Genomic DNA, 24,378 nt, shown 5'->3' with positions numbered 1-24,378 from the left:
AACGACGAGATGGCCTGCGCGCGACAAGACTCCGGCAGCCAATTTAGTTGGTAATATTCTTATTGCTTTTCTGCCTGGTGTCCAGCTTTGTCCGAATCGCTTTAGTCGGTCTTGGCGATCTTGCGCTCGACCAGGTCGTCGATGATCTGGGGGTCGAAGCCGGCTTCCGCAAGAATTTCACGGGTGTGCTGGCCGAGGCGCGGGGCGAAGCGACCGGTGGGGGGTTTGGTTTCCGACCAGGTGCTGGGTTCGCGCATGGTGCGGATGCGGCCCTCCGACGGATGGTCGATCCAGCGAAAGAATTCAGCGTCCGCGAGGTGCGGATCCTCCATCAACGATTCGAGCGTATGCGGACGCATACAAGGAATATCGTTGCGTTCCAGCAGGTCCAGCCATTCGTCCGTGGTGCGGTGCTTCAGCTCCTCGGCGATCATTTCGTAAAGCGAATCGATGTTCGCCGTACGGGCGGTGATGTCGGCGAAACGCGGGTCGGTTTTCAGCATCTCGCCCTTACCGACGGCCTCGAAGAAACGGCGCCACTGCCCGTCATTGTAGGGCAGCGCGGCGATATAGCCGTCCTTGGTCGGGTAAGGCCGGCGATGCTGCGACAGGGTGCGAGGGTAACCCGCGGGGCTGGTGGGCGGATCGAACGTCTGGCCCTGCATGTGCTCCGACAGCACGAACTGCGCGATGGTTTCAAACATCGGCACCTCGATCTGCTGCCCGATGCCGGTGCGCGCCTTCGCCAGCAATCCGGCCAGCAGCGCGTTGGCGGCCGCCGACCCCACGATACGGTCGATCGCCGCCATCGGGATGAAGCGCGGCTGCCCGGTGGATCGTTGCAGCAGCATCGGGATGGCGGCGGCGGCCTGGATCAGGTCGTCATACGCCGGACGCCCCGCGTAACGCCCGGCACTGCCGTAGCCCACCATACTGAGATAGACGATCGACGGGTTGATCCGCCTGATCGAGTCGTAATCCAGGCCCAAACGCGCCAACGCGGCCGGACGGATGTTGGAGGCAAATGCATCCGCCGTCGGCACCAGCCGCAGCACCGCGTCCTGGGCCTCAGGCTGCTTCAAATCCAGGGCGACGCTGCGCTTGCCGCGGCCGTTGTGCTGGAACGTGCCGCTCATGCCACGATGTTTCGGCACGCCGGTATAGCGCGACGAGTCGCCCTCCGGTGCCTCAACCTTGATCACATCGGCGCCGAAATCGGACATGATGCGGGTGCACCACGGACCCATCTGCACCGTTGTCAGGTCCAGCACGCGAATACCGGCGAGAGGTCCGTCATTGTTGTTCGGCATCGTCGCGTGTCCCCTTGGCACTATCGCCCAACTATCGGTCACGTATCGGCCAGCCACAAGCCGGACGCGGCCAGCCTTGCCGAACCGCGTCATCCTCCGCCACTGTGTGCCGACGCGCCGAGGGAGGAATCGCATGCAGTTCAGCTTCACCAGCGAGCAGGAGGAATTTCGCTCCGTCCTGCGCCGCTTCCTGGAGGACAAGTCGCCGGCAACCGCCGTCCGTCGCCTGATGGAGACGGAAACCGGCTGGGATCGCGCGGCCTGGGTCGACCTGAACCAACAACTCGGGCTCGCCGCGATCCACATCCCCGAAGCCTACGGTGGCCAGGGCTTCAGCTTCGTCGAACTCGGCATCGTGCTGGAGGAAATGGGCCGGGCACTGCTGTGCGCGCCGTATTTCGCCTCGACGGTGCTGGCGGCAACGGCGATCGTCAACGCCGGGACCGAGGCACAGAAGCGAGACCTGCTGCCGGCGATCGCCGACGGAAGCTGCGTCGCGGCGCTGGCGTTCACCGAACCGAACGGGCGATGGGACACGACCGGCGTTCAGGCGACGGCGACGGCGGCGGGCGGCCGGTTCCGGCTGGATGGGGTGAAAAGCTTCGTCGTCGACGGACACAGCGCCGATCTGATTGTCGTCCTGGCACGGCGGCCTGGCTCCGTCGGGGATGATGGCCTGTCGTTCTTCACCGTTCCCGGCAACGCCGCCGGCCTGACCCGCCGGCCGCTGAAAGTGATGGACCCGACCCGCAAGCAGGCTCGGCTTGAGTTCCAGTCGGTCGAGGCGGACCTGCTGGGGCAGGAAGGCGGTGCCGCGGCACCGTTCGCCAAAACCATGGTGCAGGCGGCGGCCTGCCTGGCGAACGAAATGGTCGGCGGAGCCGAACGGCTGCGCTTGTCGGCGCTGGACTATGCCAACCTGCGGGTACAGTTCGGGCGGACAATCGGGTCGTTCCAGTCGATGAAGCACAAACAGGCCGATATGCTGGTCGATGTCGAACTGGCAAAGTCGGCGGCCTATGCGGCGGCGTCCGCGGCGGCCGAGGATGATCCGGAACTGCCGGCCATTGCCTCCCTGGCCAAGGCCGCGGCGTCGGAAGCCTATATGCAGACCGCGATCAGCACGATCCAGATCCACGGCGGCATTGGTTTCACCTGGGACAACGACACGCATCTCTGGTTCAAGCGCGCCAAAAGCTCCGAGGTGTTTCTGGGCGATCCGGCCTGGCACCGCGAACTGCTGATGCGCGCCTGGAACGTCTAAGCGGAGGGAATGATCATGACCGAAATGACCGAGGCATCCGTCCGCGCGGAAGTCCGCGCCTGGCTGGAAGCAAACTGGCGCACCGATTACGGCTTGGTGGAGTGGCGGAACATTCTGATCGATTCCGGCTGGGGCGTGCCGACCTGGCCGACGGATTGGTACGGCAAGGCCCTGCCGGTTGGATTGCAGGCCGTGGTGGACGAGGAATTCCTCCGCGTCGGCGCGGTCGGCGTGGCGAAGGCCGGTATCCGGCGATTGGCCGCCGCGACGCTGCTGGCGCATGGGACACCGGCACAGAAAGAACAGTTCCTGCGCCGCAGCCTGTCCGGTGAGGACACCTGGTGCCAATTGTTCAGCGAACCGGGCAGCGGGTCCGACCTGGCCGGCGCGACGACCAAGGCCGAGCGCCAGGGCAACCGATGGGTGATCAACGGACAGAAGGTGTGGACGACCAGCGCGCATCACGCGGATTGGGGTTTGTTGCTGGCTCGCACCGACGTCGATGTGCCGAAACATCAGGGGCTGTCGTATTTCATTATCGATATGCACCAACCGGGCGTGCAGGTGCATCCGTTGCGCCAGATGAACGGACACGCCTCGTTCAACCAGGTGTTCTTCACCGATGCCGAGGTGCTGCCGGAGCATCTGGTGCTTGATGTCGGCCGCGGCTGGGCCGTCGCAACGACGACGCTGATGCATGAACGGCGAGAGGCCGACGGCGTCCGCAACTGGGGCAAGTCGTCCTCCGGCACCGGACGGATTTACGACGAAGAACGGGCGGAAAACGCAACCGTCATGGAGCCATACAAGTGGTATCCACAACGCGCCGGCCGTGTGGATCTGGTGATCGAGCGGGCCAAGGCCGCCGGGGTAAACAACGACCCGGTGGTGCGGCAGGAGATCGCCAAGCTGTTGACGCTGCAGAAATCGGCCGAATGGACGGCAAGGCGCGCGCGCGCGGCACAGTTGCAAGGCAAGCCGCAAGGGCCGGAGGGCTCGCTCGGCAAGCTGGCATCCAGCCACGTCGCCCGGGCGTCCGCGCGGGTCCACACCCTGATCAGCGGCGCGGACGCCATGCTGACAGGTGAGGACGGAGCCATGGGCGGGGTAATCGCCGAGATCCTGGTGTCGGTCCCGGCCGGGTCGATCGCCGGCGGAACGGATGAAATCCAGCGGAACATCATCTCGGAGCGGGTGTTGGGGATGCCGAAAGAACCGCGGACGGACAACGACCGGCCGTTCCGGGATGTGCCGAAGAATCTGGTGGTTTGAGAGGGGGCTTAGGGTCCGACGCAAATAACCGAATCCTCAAAACACAGGGCGTTGGCCTCTCGTCGTCATGGTGGGCGCAGGCCCACCATCCACGCCTTCAAGTGCTGATCTTGGAAAAAGCATCAATAGTGGGTCTGCGCCCATCATGACGGTATCAAGTAGCGGTGCTTCCCCTGGAGCGATTATTTCGCGTCGATAGGCGGCATTACGAATCGTGGACTCAGGGCAATCTCGCCGCGTTTGCCGCGCAGGGCGGCAACCGGCCCATTTGACAAACCCCCTGCCCTCCCCGGTTACTACCTCAACAAACCACCCAGGGACGCACCCCTCATGACCCAATCCGGCCTGTCCGCCGATCGCCTGGCCCGTCTCGATCACATTATGGCGTCCAAATACGTCGAAACCGGCCGCCTGCCCGGCATCCTCACTCAGATCTACCGCCGAGGCACCCTGGTCCACACCGGCATGGCCGGCCATATCGACCTCGAACGCCGCAAGCCCATGCGGGAAGACGCCATCTTCCGCATCTATTCCATGAGCAAGCCCATCACCGCCGTCGCCCTCATGATGCTGCTGGAGCAAGGCCTGATCGGCCTCGACGACGACGTCGCCACCCACATCCCATCCTGGAAGAACCTCGGCGTCTACGCCACCGGCGTCGCATCCCTGGTCGCCAGCGCGCCGTCCTTCATCACCACCCCGCCGATCCGCCCTATGAAGGTCGTCGACCTCGTCACCCATACCTCCGGCCTCACCTACGGCTTCATGAACCGCACAAGCGTCGATGCCGCCTACCGCCACCTCGGTGTCGCTGCCCTGACCACGGAAGGCGGCCTGGATGCCATGATTCAGCAGCTATCCACCCTGCCGCTGGAATTCTCCCCCGGCACACAATGGAACTACTCCGTATCGATCGATGTCATGGGCTATCTGGTCCAAAAACTCAGTGGCATGACCTTCGGCGAATACCTCCGCACCCATCTGTTCCAGCCGCTCGGTATGACCGACACCGCCTTCTGGTGCCCACCCGAGAAACAAGATCGTTTCACTTCCTGCTACCAGCCCAAGGAAGGCGGCGGGATCAAACTACAGGACGACGCCGGCAACAGCACTTACGCCAGGCCGCCCAACCTGGAATCCGGCGGCGGCGGCCTCGTTTCCACCGCGCACGATTACATGCGTTTCTGCCGCATGATGCTGAACGGAGGCACGCTCGACGGCGTCCAGATCCTCAGCCCCAAGACCGTCGCGCTGTTCAGCCTGAACCACCTGCCCGGCAACCGGGAACTGGCCGACATGGCGCCACCGGGCAATTTCTCCGAATCCGGCTATTCCGGTGTCGGCTTCTCTATCGGCTGCGGGGTCAACATCGATGTCGCCAAGACCCGCCTGCCCGGCACGACGGGAGAATTCTTCTGGGGCGGTGCCGCGTCCACCGCTTTCTGGATCGACCCCAGGGAGGATCTCGCCGTCGTCTTCATGACCCAGGTCATCGGCAGCGACGTCCGCCTGACGCTACGCCGTGACCTGCGCACCCTGGTCTACGCGGCCATGACCGAATCGTTCGCATAAAGGAAACCGACAATGGGACCGAAACTGGTCGATCACCTGCTGTATGAACCCGAGGACAACGGCATCCTCTGGATCAAATTCAACCGCCCGGAACGGCTGAACGCCCTGGTCGGCACCGCCGAGGAAAACAGTACCGTCGCCAAGGTCGGCGAATACATGCGGGCAGCCGACGACGATCCCAACGTCCGCGTCATCATCCTGACCGGCGTCGGCCGAGCGTTCTGTGCGGGCGCGAACCTTGGTTCGAACAGAGGCGATGCCGGGGAGAACTTTCCCGGCAACCGCAGTGCGCATGAAGGCCTGGACGGCACGCGGCAGCACTTCTTTCACGGCTTCACCCAGCTCCACCTCGACATCGCCAAGATCCGCAAACCGACGATCGCCATGATCAACGGCCCGGCGGTCGGATCCGGCATGGACATGGCACTGCACTGCGACATCCGTATCGGCTGCGACCAAACCCGTTTCATCGGATACCACAACGCCGGCCAGATCATCGAGAACGGCGGATCATACTACCTGCCGAAAATGGTCGGCCTGGGCCGAGCGCTGGAATTTGCTTACACCGGCGAACTGACAGCCCAGCGAGCTTACGAATGGGGCATGCTCAACCACCTGGTCCCCGCCGACAAACTCGAAGAAACCACCCGCGAACTTTGTGCCAAAATCATCGCTCGGCCGCCGCTGGTGCAGTGGATCAGCAAGCGCATCATGCGCACATCGCTGGACACCACCATGGAGGCAACGATGGTGCTGACCTCCAACGCCAGTCCGATTTTGCAACATTCCGATGATGCGAAGGAAGCCCGCAAGGCCTTCGTCGAAAAACGCAAGCCCCAGTTCAAAGGAAACTGATTCGACCCGCGTCACGGCCCGTCCCTTGCCGCCCCCGGGCCGGCCTCCCGCGCCATGACCCGCCTCCCACGTCATGGCCCGCCTCCCGCGCCACGACCTGCCTCCCGCGTCATGGCCCGCCTCCCACGTCATGGCCCGGCGAAGTCCGGGCCATCCGCCCCAGTAAGGCGCTGGACCGCACTTCGCCGGCCCATGACGACGCTCATGTACCAACGTCAACGTCCGTAGGTACGATTCGACCCGCGTCATGGACCGCCCCATGACGCGTCGGGATCAATTCAGCCGCCCCATCAATCCGCGAGCGATCACCTGGGCCTGAATCTCGGCAGCCCCCTCGAAGATCGAGAGAATACGCGCATCGCACAACACCCGGCTGATCGGGTATTCGATCGCATAGCCATTCCCGCCATGCACCTGCAGCGCACTGTCCGCGTTGGAAAACGCCACCCGGGCAGCCAGCAATTTCGCCATCCCGGCCTCGATGTCGCAACGCTGGCCGCCGTCCTTCTGCCTGGCGGCAAAATACGTCAACTGACGGGCCAGCATCGTCTCCGTCACCATCCAGGCGATCTTGTTGGCGACACGCGGGAACCCGATGATCGCCTTGCCGAACTGGTTCCGGTCCCGGGCGTAAGCCGAACCGAGTTCCAGCGCATTCTGCGCCACCCCCAACGCTCGGGCGCCGGTCTGGATGCGAGCGCTCTCGAACGTCTCCATCAACTGCTTGAATCCCTGGCCCTCGACACCACCCAGCAAATTGGCAACCGGGACCTTGAAGTTCTCGAAGCCGATCTCGTACTCTTTCATCCCGCGATAGCCCAGCACCGGGATCTCGCTGCCGGTCATGCCGGCGGCCGGGAACGGATCACCGTCAGTGCCGCGCGGCTTTTCCGCCAGCAGCATCGACAGGCCGCGATAGCCGGGCGCCGCCGGATCGGTACGAACCAGCAATGTCATCAGATCGGACCGCGATCCGTGGGTAATCCAGGTCTTCGCCCCGGTCACCAGATAATGATCCCCCTCCCGCACCGCGCGAGTCCGCAGGCTGCCCAGATCGGACCCGGTGTTCGGTTCGGTAAAAACCGCCGTCGGCAATATCGCGCCGGAGGCGATCGCCGGCAGCCACCGGGTTTTCTGCTCCGGCGTCCCCGCGATCCCGATTAGCTCCGCCGCGATCTCCGCCCGCGTGCCCAAAGAACCGACGCCGATATAGCCACCGCTGAGCGCCTCGGAGACAACGCACATCGCGATCTTACCCAGGCCCGAACCGCCGTCTTCCTCACGCACCGTCAGGCCGAAAACCCCCATTTCGGCCAGTTGCTGAACGACACCGATCGGAATCAGCTCATCGCGCTGATGCCAGCCCTGGGCATGCGGCGCGATCTCGGTCGCCGCGTAGCGCAGGAACTGCTCACGGATGGCGGCAATGGTCTCGTCGGCGATCCCGACATCGCCGAACCGGCCATCGATCGCCGCGGCCGCCAGGCACTGCCGGGCGGCGTTCAACGCGGACGGGTCGGACAGCCGCGCCAGTTCGGGATGCGTCAGCAGCCCCAGGACCGCCTGCGCCGGCACGCCGATATCTGTGGGACGGATCATTTCGGTCTGGCTGATCGGAATGCCGCCCGCGAGCTGCGACACATATTCGGCGAAACCCAGCCGCAGGATCGCCGCCTCGACATCGGTGAACCCGCCGGCCGCATGCAGGCCACGCGCCCACCCCAACGTCTGGCGCAGCGCCTCGATATAGGTCGCCTGCCAGGCGAAGCCATGCGCCGCCAGTTGGTGCGTGTCGATCAGCGCCGCATTTGGCTTGCCGTCCTCGGTCACCAGCAAGGCAACGGCATGCCGCGAGGCCTCCACCAACTGCTCCGCCAGCGTCATGGCGGTGCCGCAGAGGTCCAGCAGCGCAAGGGCATCCGGTGAATTTGACACGCGCGCTGTCTCCTAACGATCGCTGGGGCCGGCAACGACGCCGGCGTCGTACAGTCGCCCGTACTGGGCTGACGACAGCCCAAGCACTTCCGCAAGCACCGCTTCGGTGTGCTCGCCAAGACGCGGCGCGCGGGCCGGCGGCGGGCGGACATCGGCGCTGAACCCAAGCGGCGAGGCATTCGCCATGATGCGGCCGGCGCCAGGCTGATCGATCTCCCCGAACATCGGGTTCGTCAGGGAACAGCGCGGGTCCTCATGCACCATCTGACCGAAATCCTGGTACGGCCCCCAAAGAACGCCGCTACCGTCCAGCGCGGCACGAATCTCGGCCAGGGTGCGATGAGCGAACCACGGCTCCAGCACGGCCGCGATGGCTTTGCGCGCCTCGAAGCGGCCACCCTCGGTGTCCATGTCCACACCCATCATCGGACCGATCATCTCCAGCCGGTCCGTCAGGCCGGTGGCCTTGCCGATGGCGCGCCATTGCCGGTTGGAAATCGCCGCCAGCATCACGCGTCGGCCGTCGGATGTGCCGAAATCCCGGCCGAACGCCCCGTACAGGTCATTGCCCAGCGGCGGGCGCACGACGTTGTTGACCTGCACGTCGGCGACGTAGCCAAGGTTGGCGACAGAGGCCAGCATGACGTCCGACAACGCCAGCGTCACCTCCTGGCCATGTCCGGAGCCTTTCCTGGCACGCTCCGCCGCCAGCAGCCCGGTCGCGAGATACAGCCCGGCGGTGATATCCCAGGCTGGCAGCACATGATTGACCGGCTCTTCGCCACGGCCGGTCGCCAGCGGGAAACCCCCGGCGCAGTTCACCGTATAGTCGATCGCCGCGCTGCCATCTGGATTGCCGGTCAGGCGCAGGACGATCAGGTCTTCGCGGCCCTGCCTCAGCACGTCATAGCCCATCCATTTCCCCGCCGGCAGGTTCGTCAGCAGAATTCCAGCGTTCGCCCCAGGGGCACGGATCAGCGACTGGGCGATTTCCTGCCCTTCCGGCGTGTTGAGGGCAAGGCAGACCGACCGCTTGCGCTTGTTCAGGCTGGCCCAGTACAGGCTGGTGCCGTCCGGCGCCACCGGCCACCGCTTGGCATCGATGTTGCCGCCGATCGGGTCGATCCGGATGACGTCGGCGCCGAGTTGCGCGAGCGTCATCCCGCCCAGCGGTGCCGCGATAAAGGCGGACACCTCGACGATACGCAGGTCGCTCAGAATGCCAGGCATAGGTTCGGTTTCCGGTAATGTGGTTTCCGTGCAGCGGCCATCGGGCCGTAACGGCGCATGCGTACCCGATCGGCCGGCATTGGTCACTATCACGATCGTCATGGTAGGATCCCGCCGGCCAAGCAAGCAGAAGAGGCAGACATGTCACTGACCAACGCCCCCGACCCCGCGATCCGCCAAGCCGTGGTGCAGCAGGACCTGAAAAGCGTCATGCACCCGATCGTCCAGCATAAAGCGCTGGAAACCAAGCAGATGGTCGTCACCGGCGGACAGGGTTCCACGGTCTTCGACGCCGATGGCACAAGCTACCTCGACGCCATGGCCGGGCTGTGGTGCGTGAATATCGGGTATGGCCGCACCGAACTCGCCGACGTGGCCGCCGAACAGATGCGGCAACTGTCCTACTTCCCGCATACCGCGATGAACCTGCCCGCCGCCGGACTGGCCGACAAGATCAACGGACTGATGGGCGGGGGCTACCATACCTACTTCGTCAACTCCGGTTCCGAGGCGAACGAAGCCGGCTTCAAGATCGCTCGGCAGTACATGAAACACGAATATCCGGCCGAATATCGTTTCAAGACCATAAGCCGCTATTTCGCCTATCATGGCACGACGCTGGCCACCCTGGATGCCGGCGGCATGGGCGAACGCAAGGCGAAGTTTGAGCCGTTCTCTGGCGATTTCGTCCATGTCGCGCACCCGTACTGCTATCGCTGCCCGTTTGGCCTGACCTACCCAAGCTGCGGTTTGGCCTGCGTCAAGAACATGGAAACCACGATCCTGGGTGAGGGACCCGAAACAGTAGCCGAAGTCATCGTGGAACCGATCATGAGCGGCGTCGGCGTCGCGGTGCCGCCCGATGAATACCTGCCGGAAGTCGAAAACCTGTGCCGCAAATACGGCATCCTGTTGCACGTCGATGAGGTGATCAACGGCTTCGGCCGCACCGGCAAAATGTTCGCGCATCAGCACTACGGCGTCTCGCCCGACATTATCGCGATCGCCAAGGGTATCTCCAGCGCCTATCTGCCGATCGCGGCAACCGTGGTGAAGAACAACGTGTTCGACAGTTTCTACGGCGATACGGCGGAAAACCGTCAGGTCGGCCAGGTCAACACCTATGGTGGCCATCCTGCCGCCGCCGCGGTCGCGCTACGCAATATCGAAATCTTGGAAGCGGAACGGCTCACGGAACGTTCCGCTGAAATCGGCGCCTACCTGCTCGATGGGCTGACCACCTTGAAGCGGCACATGATCGTCGGCGATGTGCGCGGCAAGGGTCTGCTTCTGGGTGTGGAGCTGGTGAAGGACCGGACGACGAAGGAACCGGTGACCCCGGCACAGATCGCCGCTGTCGTCGAGTTCTGCCGTGACAACGGCCTGCTTGTCGGGCGCGGCGGTGGCGGACGTCGTTACGGCAACACGATTACCCTGTGCCCGCCCCTGGTGATAACCCGAACCGAATGCGACCGTATCGTAGAAACGCTGGATCGCGCTTTGGCAACGCTCGATCTCGGTTAGAGCGCGATCGTTTGAGGTTGACTTCAACCTCAAACGTGAATCGCCCTCTCAAACATACTCTATGGCCGATCCGGCAGGCCCACGCACGATACGGGTTCGGCAACGTTGGCCGAACCCGCCCGCGAACGCCGAACCGGAAACACAGGAAGGCCGAATCTCAAACCACGGCGTGCAGTACGCGCAAGGCTTCGTGGACAAACAAGTGCTTCGTGGACAAACAAGTGCTTCGGTGGCGGCACCGTCGCCCAATCCCGTCATGGCGGGCGAAGGCCCGCCATCCACGCCTTTTTCCGAGACCCACACTGCAAGGCATGGATGGCGGCCTTGCACTCGCCAAGACGATGCACGACCGGGGGCACTCGCCGGACGATCCGCTTATTTCCCGGCGAGCCACAAGACCCCACTTGATCCGTATACGCAGCAAATTGTGGAACACCAAGTTTTTCTACTTGTGGTTGCGTTTCCCAACCTCCATACTGCCCCTGGAACCTTCAGGGGACGAAGATGCGCAAGGCTCGTTTTCATTGCACACGCCGCGATTTTCTGACCACAGCCAGCGTCGCCGCCGGTGTCGCGGCGTTGCCCATCGCGCCGGCGCGGGCGGCCGCGAAATACACCCGCTACAACGTCACCACCCCCCAGGGCCAGAAGATGCTCGCCAGCTATGCCAAAGGCGTGGAAGCGATGCTCAAATTGCCGCCCGATCATCCGCAGAACTGGTTCCGCAACGCCTTCATCCATCTGATGGATTGCCCGCACGGCAACTGGTGGTTCTATGTCTGGCATCGCGGCTATGTCGGCTACTTTGAACGCACCATTCGGGCCTTGAGCGGCGACGACAGCTTTGCCATGCCCTATTGGGACTGGACCCAGCTTCCGCAAATACCGGGTGGGATGTTCGACGGCGTGCTGACGCCCACCGCCAAGGCGTTCGAGCCCTATACCGGCAACCTGGCGCTCTTCACCTCGTTCATCAAACCGACACTCACCAGCTATTGGAACAACCTGTCGTCCGCGCAGCATGCCCAGCAGGACGCCAGGGGCTACAAGGTATTCGACGATCTCTGGAACGACGTGACAGGCTACAGCGCGTCCGCCCAGGCCGGCATTTCCGGGAATGAGGCATTCGCGACCACCTGCGCCGCACGCTATCTGTCACGCGACAATCCCAAACTCGACCCCAAAACGACCTATGACGTATCGCCGTTCATCATAAAGTCAGGTCTGCAGCCGACGGATTTCTACAACCCCGACAACGAACAGAGCTTCACCAGTTCGAAAACGCCGTCGCACAATACGCAGCCGAACGGATCGACCAAGTTTTCGGTGCTGGAAGGCTTCCCTCACAACAAAGTCCACAACTGCATCGGGGGGGTGGGACCACTCGATCCGGGACCCTATGGCAGCATGACCAACTTCCTGTCGCCGGTCGATCCGATCTTCTACCTGCACCATGCGAACATGGATCGGTTGTGGGACGTATGGACGCGTAAGCAGAAGCGCCTCAACCTGCCCTATCTTCCCACCGGCCAGGACCTCAAAACCCTCGCGGAGGAGCCGTTTCTGTTCTACGTCGACGGCAAGGGCAATTATGTGGGCCCAAGCAAGGCGGGGGATTATTTCAGTACCGATGTGTTCGACTATGATTACGCACCCGGTTTTGGCGAAGAGCTTATCCAGCCGCCAACCGCCGCGCTGACGGCCAGGAAAGCCGCACCGCCCGTCAACGGCAGCGTGAAGGCCAATGTCGGATCGGTCGTGATGCCGCGCGCAACGATCCAAAGCCATCTCGCCGACACGCTCGCGCGGCCGCTGGTGGCGGAAGTCACCCTACCCCGCCCCAGCGGCACGTCCACCGCCCGGGAATTCGATGTTCTGATCAATGCGCCCGCCGGCGTCACCCAAGTCGCGGCCGACAGTCCTTACTACGCCGGCACCATCGCCTTCTTCGGCGCCATGAGACCCGGCATGAATATGTCGGCCGACGCGACGTTCACCGTCCCGCTGCCCAAGACGCTGCGTGCGTTCACCGCGCTGGGCGCAACAAACAATGCCACGCTGACAATCCGTGTCGTGCCGTCCCAGGGACAGGGTGAGCACGCACCGGTGCTCAAGGCCGTTTCGGTGGGGGCGCCATAGGAAGCGATGCGTCCGGCCGTCATCGCTGTCGCGCTACTGGCGCTGACCGGCCACGCGGCGTCGGCACAGGACCTGACGCTCGTCCTACCGCATCCGCTCCGCACAGGTGAGACCGCCTGGCTCCAGGTCCAGCTCGGTCCAATCGGCCGCGGGCAGGAGGTCGATGTTACAACCGCCGCCGGCCAGGAACTGGGCGCCATTTCCCCCTTCGGCGTGCGTATCGGACAGGACGCCGGAACGTACACGCTGCCTTTGCCGACGGACGCGATCCGCGACGGCCGCGTGTCCGTGCGGCTGTCACTGACCGGCACCGGCGCGGCACCGCGCACGCCCACCGCACAGGAAGTGCTCGGCGTGAAGCTGATCGTTACCAGTGCGGCGCACTAAGCACCCCCCAATCGCAAAACGCGCCGCTTTCTGCAACGTATCCGATCCTCACCGATCGCCCGCACGGGTGGACTCTGCCTCCAGGCTGGCCCTACCATTCAGGCAAGAAAATAAGCTGGGGACGAACATGACGTATATCACAAATTCCATAACGGCCGCCACGATGCCAACCCACCAATAAGGGAAAAGGCCGATGCTCATCAGCGGACAATCGTTACGCCGCCGCACGCTCCTCAGCCTGCTGCCCGCCGGGTTGATCGCCCGCCACGCCCTGGCGCAGGACTTTCATCCCGCGCCCTTGCCGGCCGGACAAACCCGCACCGTCAGGCTCGCCGTGGGCGGGGTGGCCGACGTCACCCACCTCGCGGTCTGGTATGCCAAATATGCCGGATATTTCGATGCCTTGAAGGCTGACGGCATCACCGTAGAGGTCACACCGTTCGGCGGCGGCAGCGAATGGCTGCTGGCCCTGGCAAGCGGCCGGGTCGACATGGCGCACGGCTATTTCGAGAACGCGGTCCGAGCACACAGCCAGGGACGCGACGTGGTTCTGATCGACAACATCCTGCCCACACCCGTGTTCCTGGTCGTCGTGCGCAAAGACCTCGCCAACACGGTCAAAAGCGTCAAGGACGTCAAAGGCCTGTCCTGGGGCTTCACCAGCTTCGGGTCCGCCAGCCATGTGGTGTCGCTGCGCGTCGCCAAATACTTCGGCGTCGAGCAAAGCGCCGTGAAATGGCTGGGCGTCGGCGGCAGCACCGGCTTCCTGCCGGCGATGCGTGAGAAGCGCGTGGATGTGCTGACCACATCGGTGATGACCGGCACGCAACTGATCCAGGAAGGCAGCGCCGTGCTGCTGCAGGATGTCACCTCGGAAAAAGCTGTCGACCAAATCTACGGCCATCCTTACCTGGGACCGGGGATGCTGACCTCGCACGCCTACTGCGAACAGGAACCCTTCGTGGTGCTGAAGGTGACCGCCGCGGTGCGCAAGGCAATCAAGACGGTCCGCGCCACCCCGCCGGAAACCGTCGCGAAAATCCTGCCGGCGGAATTCCAGGTGGACAGCCTGGTTGGCGCCATCGACCTGACCGCCAAGGCATTCGCGCCCGACGGCGAAATACCGCTGTCGACAGTGGTCGCCATGATCAAGGACATGACCGACCTGAAACTCGGCAAAGGCGGAATAGAACCGGCGGACATGATCGACAACCGGTTCATCCACGCCGTCCAGGCCGGGGCATGACCGACCCGCTGATCGTGCTCGACCATATCGCCAGGCGCTTCCCGTCCCAGTCTGGCCGCGCCGAGTTCACCGCCGTGCAGGACATCGACCTGACGGTGAATGAAGGCGAATTCGTTGCCGTTGTCGGCCCCTCCGGCTGCGGCAAGTCGACCTTGCTCAATCTGATCTCCGGGCTGGACACCCCGACCGAGGGCCTGATCAGTATCGATGGCGAACGAGTCCGGAATACGGTGCGCCAGGACGTGGGCTACCTGTTCCAGAAGGACGCCCTGCTGCCGTGGAAGACCGTGCAGGCCAACGTGGAACTGCCACTGGTATTCCGCCGCCTGCCCGGCGATCACGCCGCCCTCGCGCGCGATTGGCTGTCGCGCGTGGGACTGTCTGGTTTCGAACGAAACTTTCCCCACCAACTGTCCGGCGGCATGCGCAAGCGCGTCGCCCTGGCCGCGACCTTCGTCTATGGCCCTCGCATTCTGCTGATGGACGAACCCTTCTCCGCCCTGGACGTGCAAACCCGCAACCTGATGGAGAATGAGTTGCTGGAACTGTGGCGGCAGAACCGCAAGACGGTGCTGTTCGTCACCCACGATCTGGAGGAAGCCATCGCGCTCGCCGACCGCGTGGTCGTGCTGACGTCCAACCCGGGACGGGTGAAAAAGGAATTTCAGATCGACCTGGGCCGCCCGCGCAACGTCAACGAGATTCGTTTCGAAGAACGTTTTCGCGCGCTGCACGAGGAAATCTGGGAGGCATTGCGCGAAGAAGTGGCCCGAAGCTACGCGGCGCAACGGGCGCATGGCTAGGCTACGCCAAGTCCTGGGGGCGGCCAGCCCCTGGCTGATCCTGATTATGCTGTTGCTGGCATGGCAAGGGGCGACCGATTTCGGCCTCGCCGACCCCCGCTACCTCAGCCGCCCCACCACGGTCGCTGCCCTGATATGGGACTGGATACGCACCGGTTTCATCCTCCGCCACGTGGAGGTCACCGTGATCGAGGTGGTGGTCGGCTACACTGCCGGCACACTGGCGGGGATGGCGGTCGCGTTCGGCTTTTTCTTCTTTCCCCGCGTGGCGGAACTGTGCGATCCGATGGTGGTGGTGCTGAACGCCGCCCCGCGCGCGATCCTGGCGCCGTTCGCGGTGCTGCTGTTCGGCATCGGCCTGCTGTCGAAAATGATGCTGGTGCTGCTGGCGGTATTCGCCATTACGCTGCTGAATCTGTACACCGGCTTGAAGGAAGTCGATCGCACCATTGTCGACAATGCCAGGGTGATGGGCGCCAATCAGCGCGACCTGGCGCGCCACGTCTACATTCCGGCGGCCCTGGTCTGGATCGTCAGTGCGATGCGCAACAGCATCGGCCACGCCTTCACCGCCGCGATCGTCTGCGAGTTGCTCGGTGCCACCGAGGGCCTCGGCTGGATCGTCGCAGCCGGCCAGTCCGCGGTAAAACCCGACTGGATCATGGCCGGCCTGTTTTTCGCCGCCGCGATCGTGGTCATCGTGGATTTCCTGGTGCTGGCCCCGCTGGAACGGCGCGGCTCCCACTGGCGCGTGTTCTGATGCGCGTCGTTATCGAACGTGTGCTGGTCAGCGTCGCGCTTCTGGCACTGTGGCAATTTCTGCCCGCCATTGGCCTGGGCGACCGGTTCTTCATCAGCAGCCCCGTGGCGGTGGTGAGTCTGATCTGGGAATGGATCGCCAGCGGAGATCTGGCGGAAAATGTCTGGATCACGGCGCAGGAAGCCCTGCTGGGCCTTGTCATAGGCTCCGTTCTGGGCGCCGTGTTCGGCCTGGCCTGCGGACTCAACAACGCTATCAGCCGAGCGCTTCTGCCGTTGATGACGGTAGGCAATGCGCTGCCACGGCTGGCGTTCGCGCCGCTGCTGATCGCCTGGTTCGGGTTCGGCCTGTCGTCGAAGGTGGTGTTGGCGGCCTCGGTCGTGTTCTTCTTCATCTTTTTCGGGGTCTATTCCGGCATCCGTTCCGGCAGCGGATTGCTGGTTGCGAATGCAAGGATCCTCGGAGGCCGGGGATTGGCCTTGCTGTGGCACGTGCATCTGCCACAGGCGATCGGCTGGATCGTCGCCGGGCTGCGGCTGGCCGTGGGCTATGCCTTCGCCGCCGCGGTCATCGGCGAGTATCTGGGTTCCGACAGCGGACTTGGCTACCTGATCGTCTACGGCAAGGAAATGCTGGATATGACACAGGTTTTCGCCGGTCTCGCCGTCGTCATGACCATCGTCGGATGCCTCGACGTCGTCCTCCGCCGCGTCGGAACATTGGCTCGGCGCTAGAGCGTGGTCGCCCTGGGCGGAACGCCAACAGGGCGTGAATCACGCGATCAAGCAAAGAGTTAGAGCGCGCTGACTGTTCACAGTCAGCTTGTAAGCGCTCTAACGTAACAGACCGGTCAGCGACGAAACGTCGGTGACCCGGTGGAAATCATGGATCAAGGCCAGGCTGGCCTCAATCTTGTCCGCGGGCAGGCCGGCCGCCGGAACCAGCGTGCGATACTTCGCATCGATATCGTCCCAGGCGATCCCGAGAGCCCCCGCCCCTTTCGGCAAAAACACCGTGCTCGTCGACGTCCGTCCGTCCCGGGTCCGAATGGTAACGGTTGCACCCTGCCTGTAGCGGGCGGCGTCCTCGGTCGGCTGCGCACCGACGCGGACCTTGTCGATCAGCCCATGGATCACCGGATCGGCGATCTTGGCATCGCTCGCATGCACCCAGGAAAACGCATGGTCGGCAACGCCCGCGGCAACGAAATAGGCCGGGCTGTGCGCCATGCCGATCAGGTCGGTGGGATGCAGCGGTCCGCTCAATTTGGTGAAGCCCGGGCGGCAGATGGTGATGGTATCGACGTCGGATGCGGCGATGTTGCCATCCCGCGCCGCGTTGGCGCCCGCCTCCCCGAATGCATGGTAAGGATGGCCACCCGGCACCAGCTTGATCGCCATGTCGGTCACGATATCCCAGCTCTGGCCCAGATCGCGGGTCGCGACGCCGGCAGCTGTCGCCCCATCCACGCCGCCGAATGCCTCGAAGAAGCCCTGAAACGTTTCCAGAATGCGTTCTTCCGCCAGATAGCCGCGTTGCGCCGCCAGTGCCGCGTTGACACCAAGCTGCGCCGCAAGACCGGCATGATATTCGCGCGCCACGCTGGTATCGGCCGCCGTTGCCAGGCCACCGATCGAGGTCGCCGCGATCGCGATCGACTGTGCCGTCTGTTCGGCGCTCAGGCGCAACAAACGCGACGCCGCGACCGCGGCCGCGAACACCGCGCCGAGGCAGCCATGAAATCCCCGCGCACGAAAGCCGGGCGTGATCGCCTCACTGATCCGCCCGGCGGCTTCGTAGCCCAGCACAATGGCGGTCAGCACATCCTGGCCGGTGGCACCGATACGCTCCGCGAACGCCAGCGCCGTGGCGGTCAGCGGCGTGCCCGCATGGACGATGTTGCGCAGGTCGCTGTCGTCGGACGCCGCCGCGTCACTGAGCATGGCATTCGCCCGAGCCACCTCGGCAACAGGCAACCTTGCCCCGGCATCGAACCATAACGACGCATCGGGCCGTCCGCCCTGCTCACGGGTCAGGTCGCGGATAATGCGTGCGGACTGGATTTGGGTACCGTACGCCGCACTGGCGATGGTGCTGGCGATGATCATGGCGGCATGCCGCATGGCCTGCGGCGGCAGATCCTCCGTGGATGTTCCCACCAGGAAATCCGCAAGATCACGAGCAACGGTCATCATCGTTTCCTTCCGCCATGTCGTTATATTATCGGAACCAGTCCCCCGGTCCGTCGGCCATGTCCCATCATGCAGCGTTCGTTCCCATTAGCAATCTCCACATGCTCGGTTTCAACCCGGGCTGGCCTCGGCTACCATGTGCATAACCATGGAGAAATGTCGCAAATGAGCTTCTCGAGCATTTTCGCCCGCGTGGTCGCGGTGATTGGCGCTATAGCGCTCTGGATACGACGAACCTCGGGCGGCACGCCCCAACCGGCATGGGGCAGCGCCCCCGCGATCCCCGTCGCGAAGCCGCAGGGCGCCATCCCGACACTCAAGATGCCCACCGCCCAGGGTTGGGCGCCGAACCAGAAACCCGTCGCGGCGCCGGGGCTGAAGGTCAACGCCTTCGCCACCGGTCTCAAGCATCCGCGCTGGATCCACATACTGCCCAACGGCGATGTGCTGGTCGCCGAGTCCTCCAACGTCCCCCGCGCCGTCATGCGGAATATCTTCGACTATGCCATGACCGCGACGATGAAGCGCGCCGGTGCCGTGGGCGTCAGCGCCAACCGCATCACCCTGCTGCGCGACGCCGATGGCGACGGCGTCGCCGAAATCCAGGAGGTATTCCTGGAAAACCTGAACCAGCCGTTCGGCATGGCGATGCTGAACAACACGTTCTACGTCGGCAACACCGACGGCGTGGTCGCCTTTCCCTACACGCCGGGCGCCACCCGTATCACCGGACCCGGCCGCAGGCTGACCACGTTCAAGCCCGGCGGCCACTGGACCCGCAGCCTGCTGCCAAGCCACGACGGCACGAAGCTCTACGTCGGCGTCGGCTCCTCCAGCAACATCGGCGACAATGGCGTGGAAGCCGAGGAAGGCCGAGCCCTCATCTACGAGCTGGATCTCGCCACAGGCAACGGCCGCACCTTCGCCGGCGGCCTGCGCAACCCTGTGGGCATGGCGTGGGAGCCCACCACCGGGGCTCTGTGGACGGTTGTCAACGAACGCGACGGCCTGGGCGACGAGACCCCGCCCGACTATCTGACCTCGGTGCGTGACGGAGGCTTCTACGGCTGGCCCTACTGCTACTGGGGGCAAACGGTGGACGACCGGGTGCCGCAAGACGCGGCCGCGGTCGCAACAGCCCTCACGCCGGACTACGCGCTGGGCGGGCACACCGCGTCGCTGGGTCTGTGCTGGCTGCCCGCCGGCACGCTGCCCGGCTTTCCGGACGGCATGGCCATCGGCCAGCATGGCTCGTGGAACCGCAGCACGCTCAGCGGCTACAAGATGGTCTTCGTGCCGTTCCAGAACGGCCGCCCGTCCGGCCCGGCGCGCGATATTCTGTCCGGCTTCCTCGCCCCGGATGAAAAAGTGTCCTACGGGCGTCCGGTCGGTGTCACGATCGGTCCCGACGGCGCCGTGCTCATGGCCGACGACGTGGGCGATGTGATCTGGCGCGTGACCGGCGATCGATAGCGACTTTCAGCCCATCATGGCCCGGCACCGGGACAATGATGGGCTGACCCGGATCTTAATGCGCCTTGCGATGGCCGATCGCCCAAACGTAATCCGCCACCGCGGTGACATCAGCCTCGGACAGCTGCGCACCCCCCTTCGGCGGCATCGCACCCGTATGGTCCTTCGGCTTCGGCACGCCGTCGTTGATCGTCTTGACGATCGCCTGGACGCTGCCATCCCCCCACAGCCACTTGCCACTGGTCAGGTCGGACCCAAGCGCGGAGCCCTTCCCATCGGTCCCATGGCATCCAGTGCATGTCCCCCCGGCAACCTGTCCGTGGAAAATCCGGTCGCCAAGCTGCACCTGGTCAGGTGACCCACCCGGCGGGGTCGGCAGCGTGCTGTAGTCTTCCGGCGCCGTCGCATTCCCCGAACCCGCAGCCTGGCCGCTGGGCGGAGAGGCCGCCGCCACCGCGATCCCGCTGGCCTTGTTGCCATGATACGTGACGTGCCAAATCCGCCCGCCCTTGTCGTCAGCAATATACATCGATCCATCCGGCGCAATCGCCAGCCCCGTAGGCCGATGCGCCGCTTGGCCGGGTTCCTTGATGGCGCCAGCAAACCCATCGGCGAACACCACGAACGGGCCGGAGGCTTTTCCGTCCGCCAACGGCTGGAACACGACATTATAACCGCCCTGAGGCGCCGGCGCCCGGTTCCACGACCCGTGGAAGGCGATAAACGCCCCGTCCTTATACGCCGACGGGAACTGCGACCCTTCATAGATCAGCATATCATTGGGCGCCCAGTGCCCCGGGAATGCCGCCACGGGCTCCTGCCGCTGCGCACAGACGCCAATCTTCTTGCCGCCGTCGCCGCCATATTCCGGCGCCAGCACCAGCTTCTTCTGGTCGTAGTCATAGTAGCATTCCGGCCAGCCGAAATCCGCCCCGCGCCGCAACTCGACCAGCTCCTCGGCTGGGTTGTTGGCGCCCTGCGGCTGCGTGTAATGTTCCGGCCAATTCTCGAACAATTGGTCCCGCCCGTGCTGGGTCGCGAAAACCCGTCCGGCGGAATCGAAGGAAATCCCCTCACCGTTACGCAAACCGGTGGAAAAACGATCCGCCGCCGAGAAATGCTGATCCAGCTTGTTCGCGTCATACTGCCAGGTCCCCGCTCGGGTTTCCTTCTCCGTGCACGGCTGGGTCCCCGGCACATGCGGAATGCGGTTCTGCGGCTGGCAGGCATTCGTCGCCGACCCCAGGTCCACATACATATTGCCCTGCTTGTCGATCGCGATGGGATGCATCGGATGATCGCCGGTCAGCGGCAGACCGGACACCACTATCTCCGCGTTGCCCGTCGGCGCGATCCCGCTCTTCGGCAGCGGATAGCGAACGATCTTGTCATTCGTTTCGGCGTAGATGTAATCCTTGTAGATCGCGATGCCGGTCCCGCCGTGATCGCCGTCCGCCGCGGTCGGTCCGAACCGCACGACCTCGTCCGCCTGCCCGCTATGCTTCGTGTCGCGCAGCGCGATCAGGAACCCGCCCGGCGGCAGCGCATCGTTGTGGTAATACCGCCCGCTCCAGGTGTTGGCATAGACCACCCCATCGGGAGCAACCACCAGATGCCGCGGATGCCCCAGCTTATCGGCGAAAATCGTCGCGCAGAACCCCGGCGACAGGGTAATGCCGCCATTGTCTCCGGGACAGCCATTGGCCGCCGATTGCGCGACGCCACTCGAGGGCAGGGTCGCCAACATCGATCCCGCAAGGATCGCCCCCGAAGCCATTTGTATGAACTTCATGCGCACGTTCCGCCCTCCTAACGCTTTTTCTGTCGAAGTGGTCGCGATTTCGCTTCTTGTCGAGGCCGATCACAAAATCGTGGTCCGGCGGCAACGCGCAATAAAATACCCATGCCGGCGTGTTGCCAGGCGCCGTGCTCGCAACACCATAGCGTGGAATGGAAGAAAAGCAAAACACACGCCCGCGTGGGATGCCGGATTGTCTCGCCATAAAATTGAATTTATGCACCCTTCATGGCTGGAAATTTATAACGAGACCGGACTAAAGGCCGTTGATCAACAAGTGCTTCGATATCGGCAATGTCGCCCAATCCCGTCACGGCAGGCACAGGCCTGCCATCCACGCCTTTTCTGAGGCCCGCACAAACAAGTCGTGGATGGCGGCCCTTCGCCCGCCATGACGACGGAAGGTTGGCGGTGCTCGCCAAACGATACGATTATTTCGCCACGAGTCCGAAGCCCGGCCGCGTGAATTTTCGTACGCATGGCAACGATGCGTCCGCGGAGCCTATCGGGGGTTTCGGCACCCGGCCGATTCTCGTATGCTGCGCCGCGTGGGTTTCGTTCCCGCACCTAATCTATCTGTCGTCGTACGCTGCGAAATCTCCGCCGGACATGTCCAGTGGGGCGAGGAAAGGTGTCGTTCAGTGAGTCAGACCATCGCGGTCCCGTCCAAGACAAGCACAGCCGTGTTTCCCGTCCTGGGGGCGATCAGTTTTTGCCACTTCCTCAACGATATGATGCAGGCGCTGCTGCCGGCGATCTATCCCATCCTGAAAGGTGGCTTCGATCTCAGCTTCGGGCAGATCGGACTGTTGACCCTGACCTACCAGATCATCGCCTCGCTGCTGCAGCCCGTGATCGGCCTTTACACCGATCGCCGGCCGCAACCCTACTCGCTGCCGGTCGGCATGGGACTCACGCTGATCGGGCTGGTGACTCTGTCGCTCGCACCCAGCTACGCCTTCCTGCTGCTCGGGGCGGGGCTGCTGGGCATGGGCTCGTCCATCTTCCATCCCGAATCATCCCGCATCGCGCGTCTGGCATCCGGAGGCCAACACGGCCTGGCGCAATCCGTGTTCCAGGTCGGCGGCAATTTTGGCCAGTCGCTGGCACCGCTGCTGGCGGCGTTTTTCATCCTGCCGCACGGGCGAGGCAGCATCGCCTGGTTCGCGCTGGCGGCACTCGGTGGCATGGGCATCCTGACGATGCTGGGCCACTGGTACAAGAGCAACGGCCACGCACGCGCACCCAGCCGCAAGGCCCCCACCCGGCATGCCTCTTTGTCCAGCCGCCAGGTCGGACAGGCGATCACCGTCCTGCTGACGCTGATCTTCTCCAAGTATTTTTATCTGGCCAGTATCACCAGCTACTACATCTTCTACCTGATGCACCACTTCCAACTGTCGACCCAGGCCGCGCAGATCGACCTGTTCGTCTTCCTCGCCGCCGCGGCGGCCGGCACCGTGATCGGCGGGCCGATCGGCGACCGGTTCGGCCGCCGGCTGGTCATCTGGTGCTCCATCCTGGGCGTCCTGCCGTTCACGCTGGTGTTGCCCTATGTCGGCTTGACCGGAACGATCTGCCTCAGCGTCATCATCGGGCTGGTGCTGTCCTCGGCCTTCTCGGCGATCGTCGTCTACGCCCAGGAACTGATGCCCGGCCGTGTCGGCATGGTCTCCGGCCTGTTCTTCGGCTTCGCCTTCGGCATGGGCGGCGTGGGGGCCGCGGTGCTGGGTGCATTGGCCGACTGGACAAGCATCGAGTTCGTTTACCGGGTATGCTCCGTCCTGCCGGTGATCGGGCTGCTGACTGCTTTCCTGCCGAATATCGAGGGCCCTCGCCTGCGCGCCCGCGCCGTTCGATAAATCGGCTCCGATCTGCTACGGTTTCGTCAAAGGAGAACATCCATGATCAATCCGGAGACCGACCGCATCCTGATCACCGGCGCCGCCGGTGCCATTGGCACCGCGCTGCGTGACGGCCTGCGCGCCCACTGGCGCCATCTGCGCCTGACCGACATCAAGCCGATCCAGAACCTGACCAACAACGAAGAGGCCATCGTCGCCGACGTCACTGACCGCCCCGCCATCGAGAACATGATGCAGGGCGTGAAAGCCGTCGTCCACCTGGCCGGCATGATCGGCAATTACGACCTGGAATCGTTGTTCCGCGTCAACGCCCGCGGCCTGTTCGACGTCTTCGAATCAGCGAGGCTCGCCGGCGTCGAACGCATCGTCTTCGCCAGCAGTAACCATGCCTTCGGCTGCTACCCCATCACCGAATCCGTTTCGCCCGTGTTGCCGCCCCGCCCTGACAGCCTGTACGGTGTGTTCAAGGTTCTGGGTGAGACCATGCTGCGCAACTACTACGATCGTCACGACATAAGATCGGTCTCGCTGCGCATCGGCACCTATCGCACCCTGCCGATCGACCAGCGCTCACTCGCCACGTGGCTCAGCCCGAGGGACGTCGCGCATCTGGTCGACGTGTCGCTGCGCTACCCCGATCCCGGCTGCATGGTGGTCAACGGCTATTCCAACAACACCCGCCTCAAAACCCACGATCCCAACTGGGCCGTCATCGGCTACCAGCCGAGCGACAACGCCGAGGACCATCGCGAA

The 24,378-nt window shown here is 64.0% G+C and carries 19 protein-coding genes; 14 read left to right on the top strand and 5 right to left on the bottom strand.

Annotated elements, in window-relative coordinates; all coding sequences use genetic code 11:
* Nucleotides 1-101 precede the first annotated feature (101 nt).
* The gene (locus GSQ89_RS00945) at nt 102-1,310 is read right to left on the bottom strand and encodes a CaiB/BaiF CoA-transferase family protein (protein WP_158921076.1); all 1,209 of its coding nucleotides are present in this window, start codon (nt 1,308-1,310) and stop codon (nt 102-104) included.
* Nucleotides 1,311-1,443: 133 nt separating this feature from the next.
* Between GSQ89_RS00945 and GSQ89_RS00940 the strand changes: the two genes are divergently transcribed.
* The 4 genes from GSQ89_RS00940 (at nt 1,444) to GSQ89_RS00925 (ending at nt 6,273) form a co-directional block, all read left to right on the top strand.
* A complete protein-coding gene (locus tag GSQ89_RS00940; protein WP_158921074.1) occupies nt 1,444-2,574 on the top strand; it encodes an acyl-CoA dehydrogenase family protein in 1,131 nt (376 codons plus the stop codon).
* 15 nt (nt 2,575-2,589) lie between these two features.
* Nucleotides 2,590-3,846 (top strand): acyl-CoA dehydrogenase family protein, encoded by a 1,257-nt coding sequence (locus GSQ89_RS00935; RefSeq protein ID WP_158921072.1) that lies wholly within the window; start codon nt 2,590-2,592, stop codon nt 3,844-3,846.
* A 330-nt stretch (nt 3,847-4,176) separates the two neighbouring features.
* Nucleotides 4,177-5,418, top strand: a complete 1,242-nt coding sequence (locus tag GSQ89_RS00930; protein ID WP_158921070.1) for a serine hydrolase — start codon at nt 4,177-4,179, stop codon at nt 5,416-5,418.
* Between the two features lie 12 nt (nt 5,419-5,430).
* Complete coding sequence (locus GSQ89_RS00925; protein ID WP_158921068.1) at nt 5,431-6,273, top strand: enoyl-CoA hydratase/isomerase family protein; 843 nt, start codon at nt 5,431-5,433, stop codon at nt 6,271-6,273.
* Between the two features lie 273 nt (nt 6,274-6,546).
* Here GSQ89_RS00925 and GSQ89_RS00920 read toward each other — a convergent pair whose 3' ends face one another.
* Together GSQ89_RS00920 and GSQ89_RS00915 are read right to left on the bottom strand one after the other, a co-directional pair.
* Nucleotides 6,547-8,157 carry an acyl-CoA dehydrogenase family protein gene (locus GSQ89_RS00920; protein ID WP_158921187.1) on the bottom strand — a complete coding sequence of 537 codons (1,611 nt, stop codon included), beginning with the start codon at nt 8,155-8,157 and terminating at the stop codon, nt 6,547-6,549.
* A 63-nt stretch (nt 8,158-8,220) separates the two neighbouring features.
* A complete protein-coding gene (locus GSQ89_RS00915; RefSeq protein WP_254073022.1) occupies nt 8,221-9,540 on the bottom strand; it encodes a CoA transferase in 1,320 nt (439 codons plus the stop codon).
* A gap of 39 nt (nt 9,541-9,579) precedes the next feature.
* Here GSQ89_RS00915 and GSQ89_RS00910 point away from each other — a divergent pair, with 39 nt between their 5' ends.
* The 7 genes from GSQ89_RS00910 to GSQ89_RS00880 all read left to right on the top strand — a co-directional run bounded on the left by GSQ89_RS00910 (nt 9,580) and on the right by GSQ89_RS00880 (nt 17,031).
* Complete coding sequence (locus GSQ89_RS00910) at nt 9,580-10,962, top strand: aminotransferase (protein ID WP_158921066.1); 1,383 nt, start codon at nt 9,580-9,582, stop codon at nt 10,960-10,962.
* 504 nt (nt 10,963-11,466) lie between these two features.
* Complete coding sequence (locus GSQ89_RS00905) at nt 11,467-13,101, top strand: tyrosinase family protein (protein WP_158921064.1); 1,635 nt, start codon at nt 11,467-11,469, stop codon at nt 13,099-13,101.
* Between the two features lie 6 nt (nt 13,102-13,107).
* Nucleotides 13,108-13,488 (top strand): hypothetical protein, encoded by a 381-nt coding sequence (locus GSQ89_RS00900; RefSeq protein WP_158921062.1) that lies wholly within the window; start codon nt 13,108-13,110, stop codon nt 13,486-13,488.
* Between the two features lie 193 nt (nt 13,489-13,681).
* Nucleotides 13,682-14,734, top strand: coding sequence for an ABC transporter substrate-binding protein (locus GSQ89_RS00895; RefSeq protein ID WP_158921060.1), 1,053 nt, complete (start codon nt 13,682-13,684; stop codon nt 14,732-14,734).
* A complete protein-coding gene (locus GSQ89_RS00890) occupies nt 14,731-15,537 on the top strand; it encodes an ABC transporter ATP-binding protein (RefSeq protein ID WP_158921058.1) in 807 nt (268 codons plus the stop codon). Before GSQ89_RS00895 ends, GSQ89_RS00890 begins: the two co-directional genes overlap by 4 nt.
* A complete protein-coding gene (locus tag GSQ89_RS00885) occupies nt 15,530-16,297 on the top strand; it encodes an ABC transporter permease (protein ID WP_158921056.1) in 768 nt (255 codons plus the stop codon). The genes GSQ89_RS00890 and GSQ89_RS00885 overlap by 8 nt, the downstream gene beginning before the upstream one ends.
* Nucleotides 16,297-17,031: an ABC transporter permease gene (locus GSQ89_RS00880; RefSeq protein ID WP_158921055.1), complete on the top strand. Its 735-nt coding sequence runs from the start codon at nt 16,297-16,299 to the stop codon at nt 17,029-17,031. The genes GSQ89_RS00885 and GSQ89_RS00880 overlap by 1 nt, the downstream gene beginning before the upstream one ends.
* Before the next feature lie 99 nt (nt 17,032-17,130).
* Here GSQ89_RS00880 and GSQ89_RS00875 read toward each other — a convergent pair whose 3' ends face one another.
* Nucleotides 17,131-18,489 carry an MmgE/PrpD family protein gene (locus tag GSQ89_RS00875; protein WP_158921053.1) on the bottom strand — a complete coding sequence of 453 codons (1,359 nt, stop codon included), beginning with the start codon at nt 18,487-18,489 and terminating at the stop codon, nt 17,131-17,133.
* A 165-nt stretch (nt 18,490-18,654) separates the two neighbouring features.
* Between GSQ89_RS00875 and GSQ89_RS00870 the strand changes: the two genes are divergently transcribed.
* Nucleotides 18,655-19,962, top strand: coding sequence for a sorbosone dehydrogenase family protein (locus tag GSQ89_RS00870; RefSeq protein WP_158921051.1), 1,308 nt, complete (start codon nt 18,655-18,657; stop codon nt 19,960-19,962).
* A gap of 55 nt (nt 19,963-20,017) precedes the next feature.
* Here the strand turns inward: GSQ89_RS00870 and GSQ89_RS00865 are convergent, their stop codons facing one another.
* Nucleotides 20,018-21,754, bottom strand: coding sequence for a PQQ-dependent sugar dehydrogenase (locus tag GSQ89_RS00865; RefSeq protein ID WP_158921049.1), 1,737 nt, complete (start codon nt 21,752-21,754; stop codon nt 20,018-20,020).
* A gap of 647 nt (nt 21,755-22,401) precedes the next feature.
* Between GSQ89_RS00865 and GSQ89_RS00860 the strand changes: the two genes are divergently transcribed.
* Both GSQ89_RS00860 and GSQ89_RS00855 read left to right on the top strand, forming a co-directional pair.
* Nucleotides 22,402-23,622 (top strand): MFS transporter, encoded by a 1,221-nt coding sequence (locus tag GSQ89_RS00860; protein ID WP_254073021.1) that lies wholly within the window; start codon nt 22,402-22,404, stop codon nt 23,620-23,622.
* A 42-nt stretch (nt 23,623-23,664) separates the two neighbouring features.
* Nucleotides 23,665-24,378 (top strand): NAD(P)-dependent oxidoreductase (locus GSQ89_RS00855; protein WP_158921045.1); only part of this gene is annotated, 714 nt, incomplete at its 3' end.

The organism is Acidisphaera sp. S103 (assembly GCF_009765975.1).
Taxonomy (GTDB): Bacteria; Pseudomonadota; Alphaproteobacteria; order Acetobacterales; family Acetobacteraceae; genus Rhodopila.
Note: the sequence above shows the minus strand (reverse complement) of the source record. Positions and strands in the feature narration are given on the sequence as shown.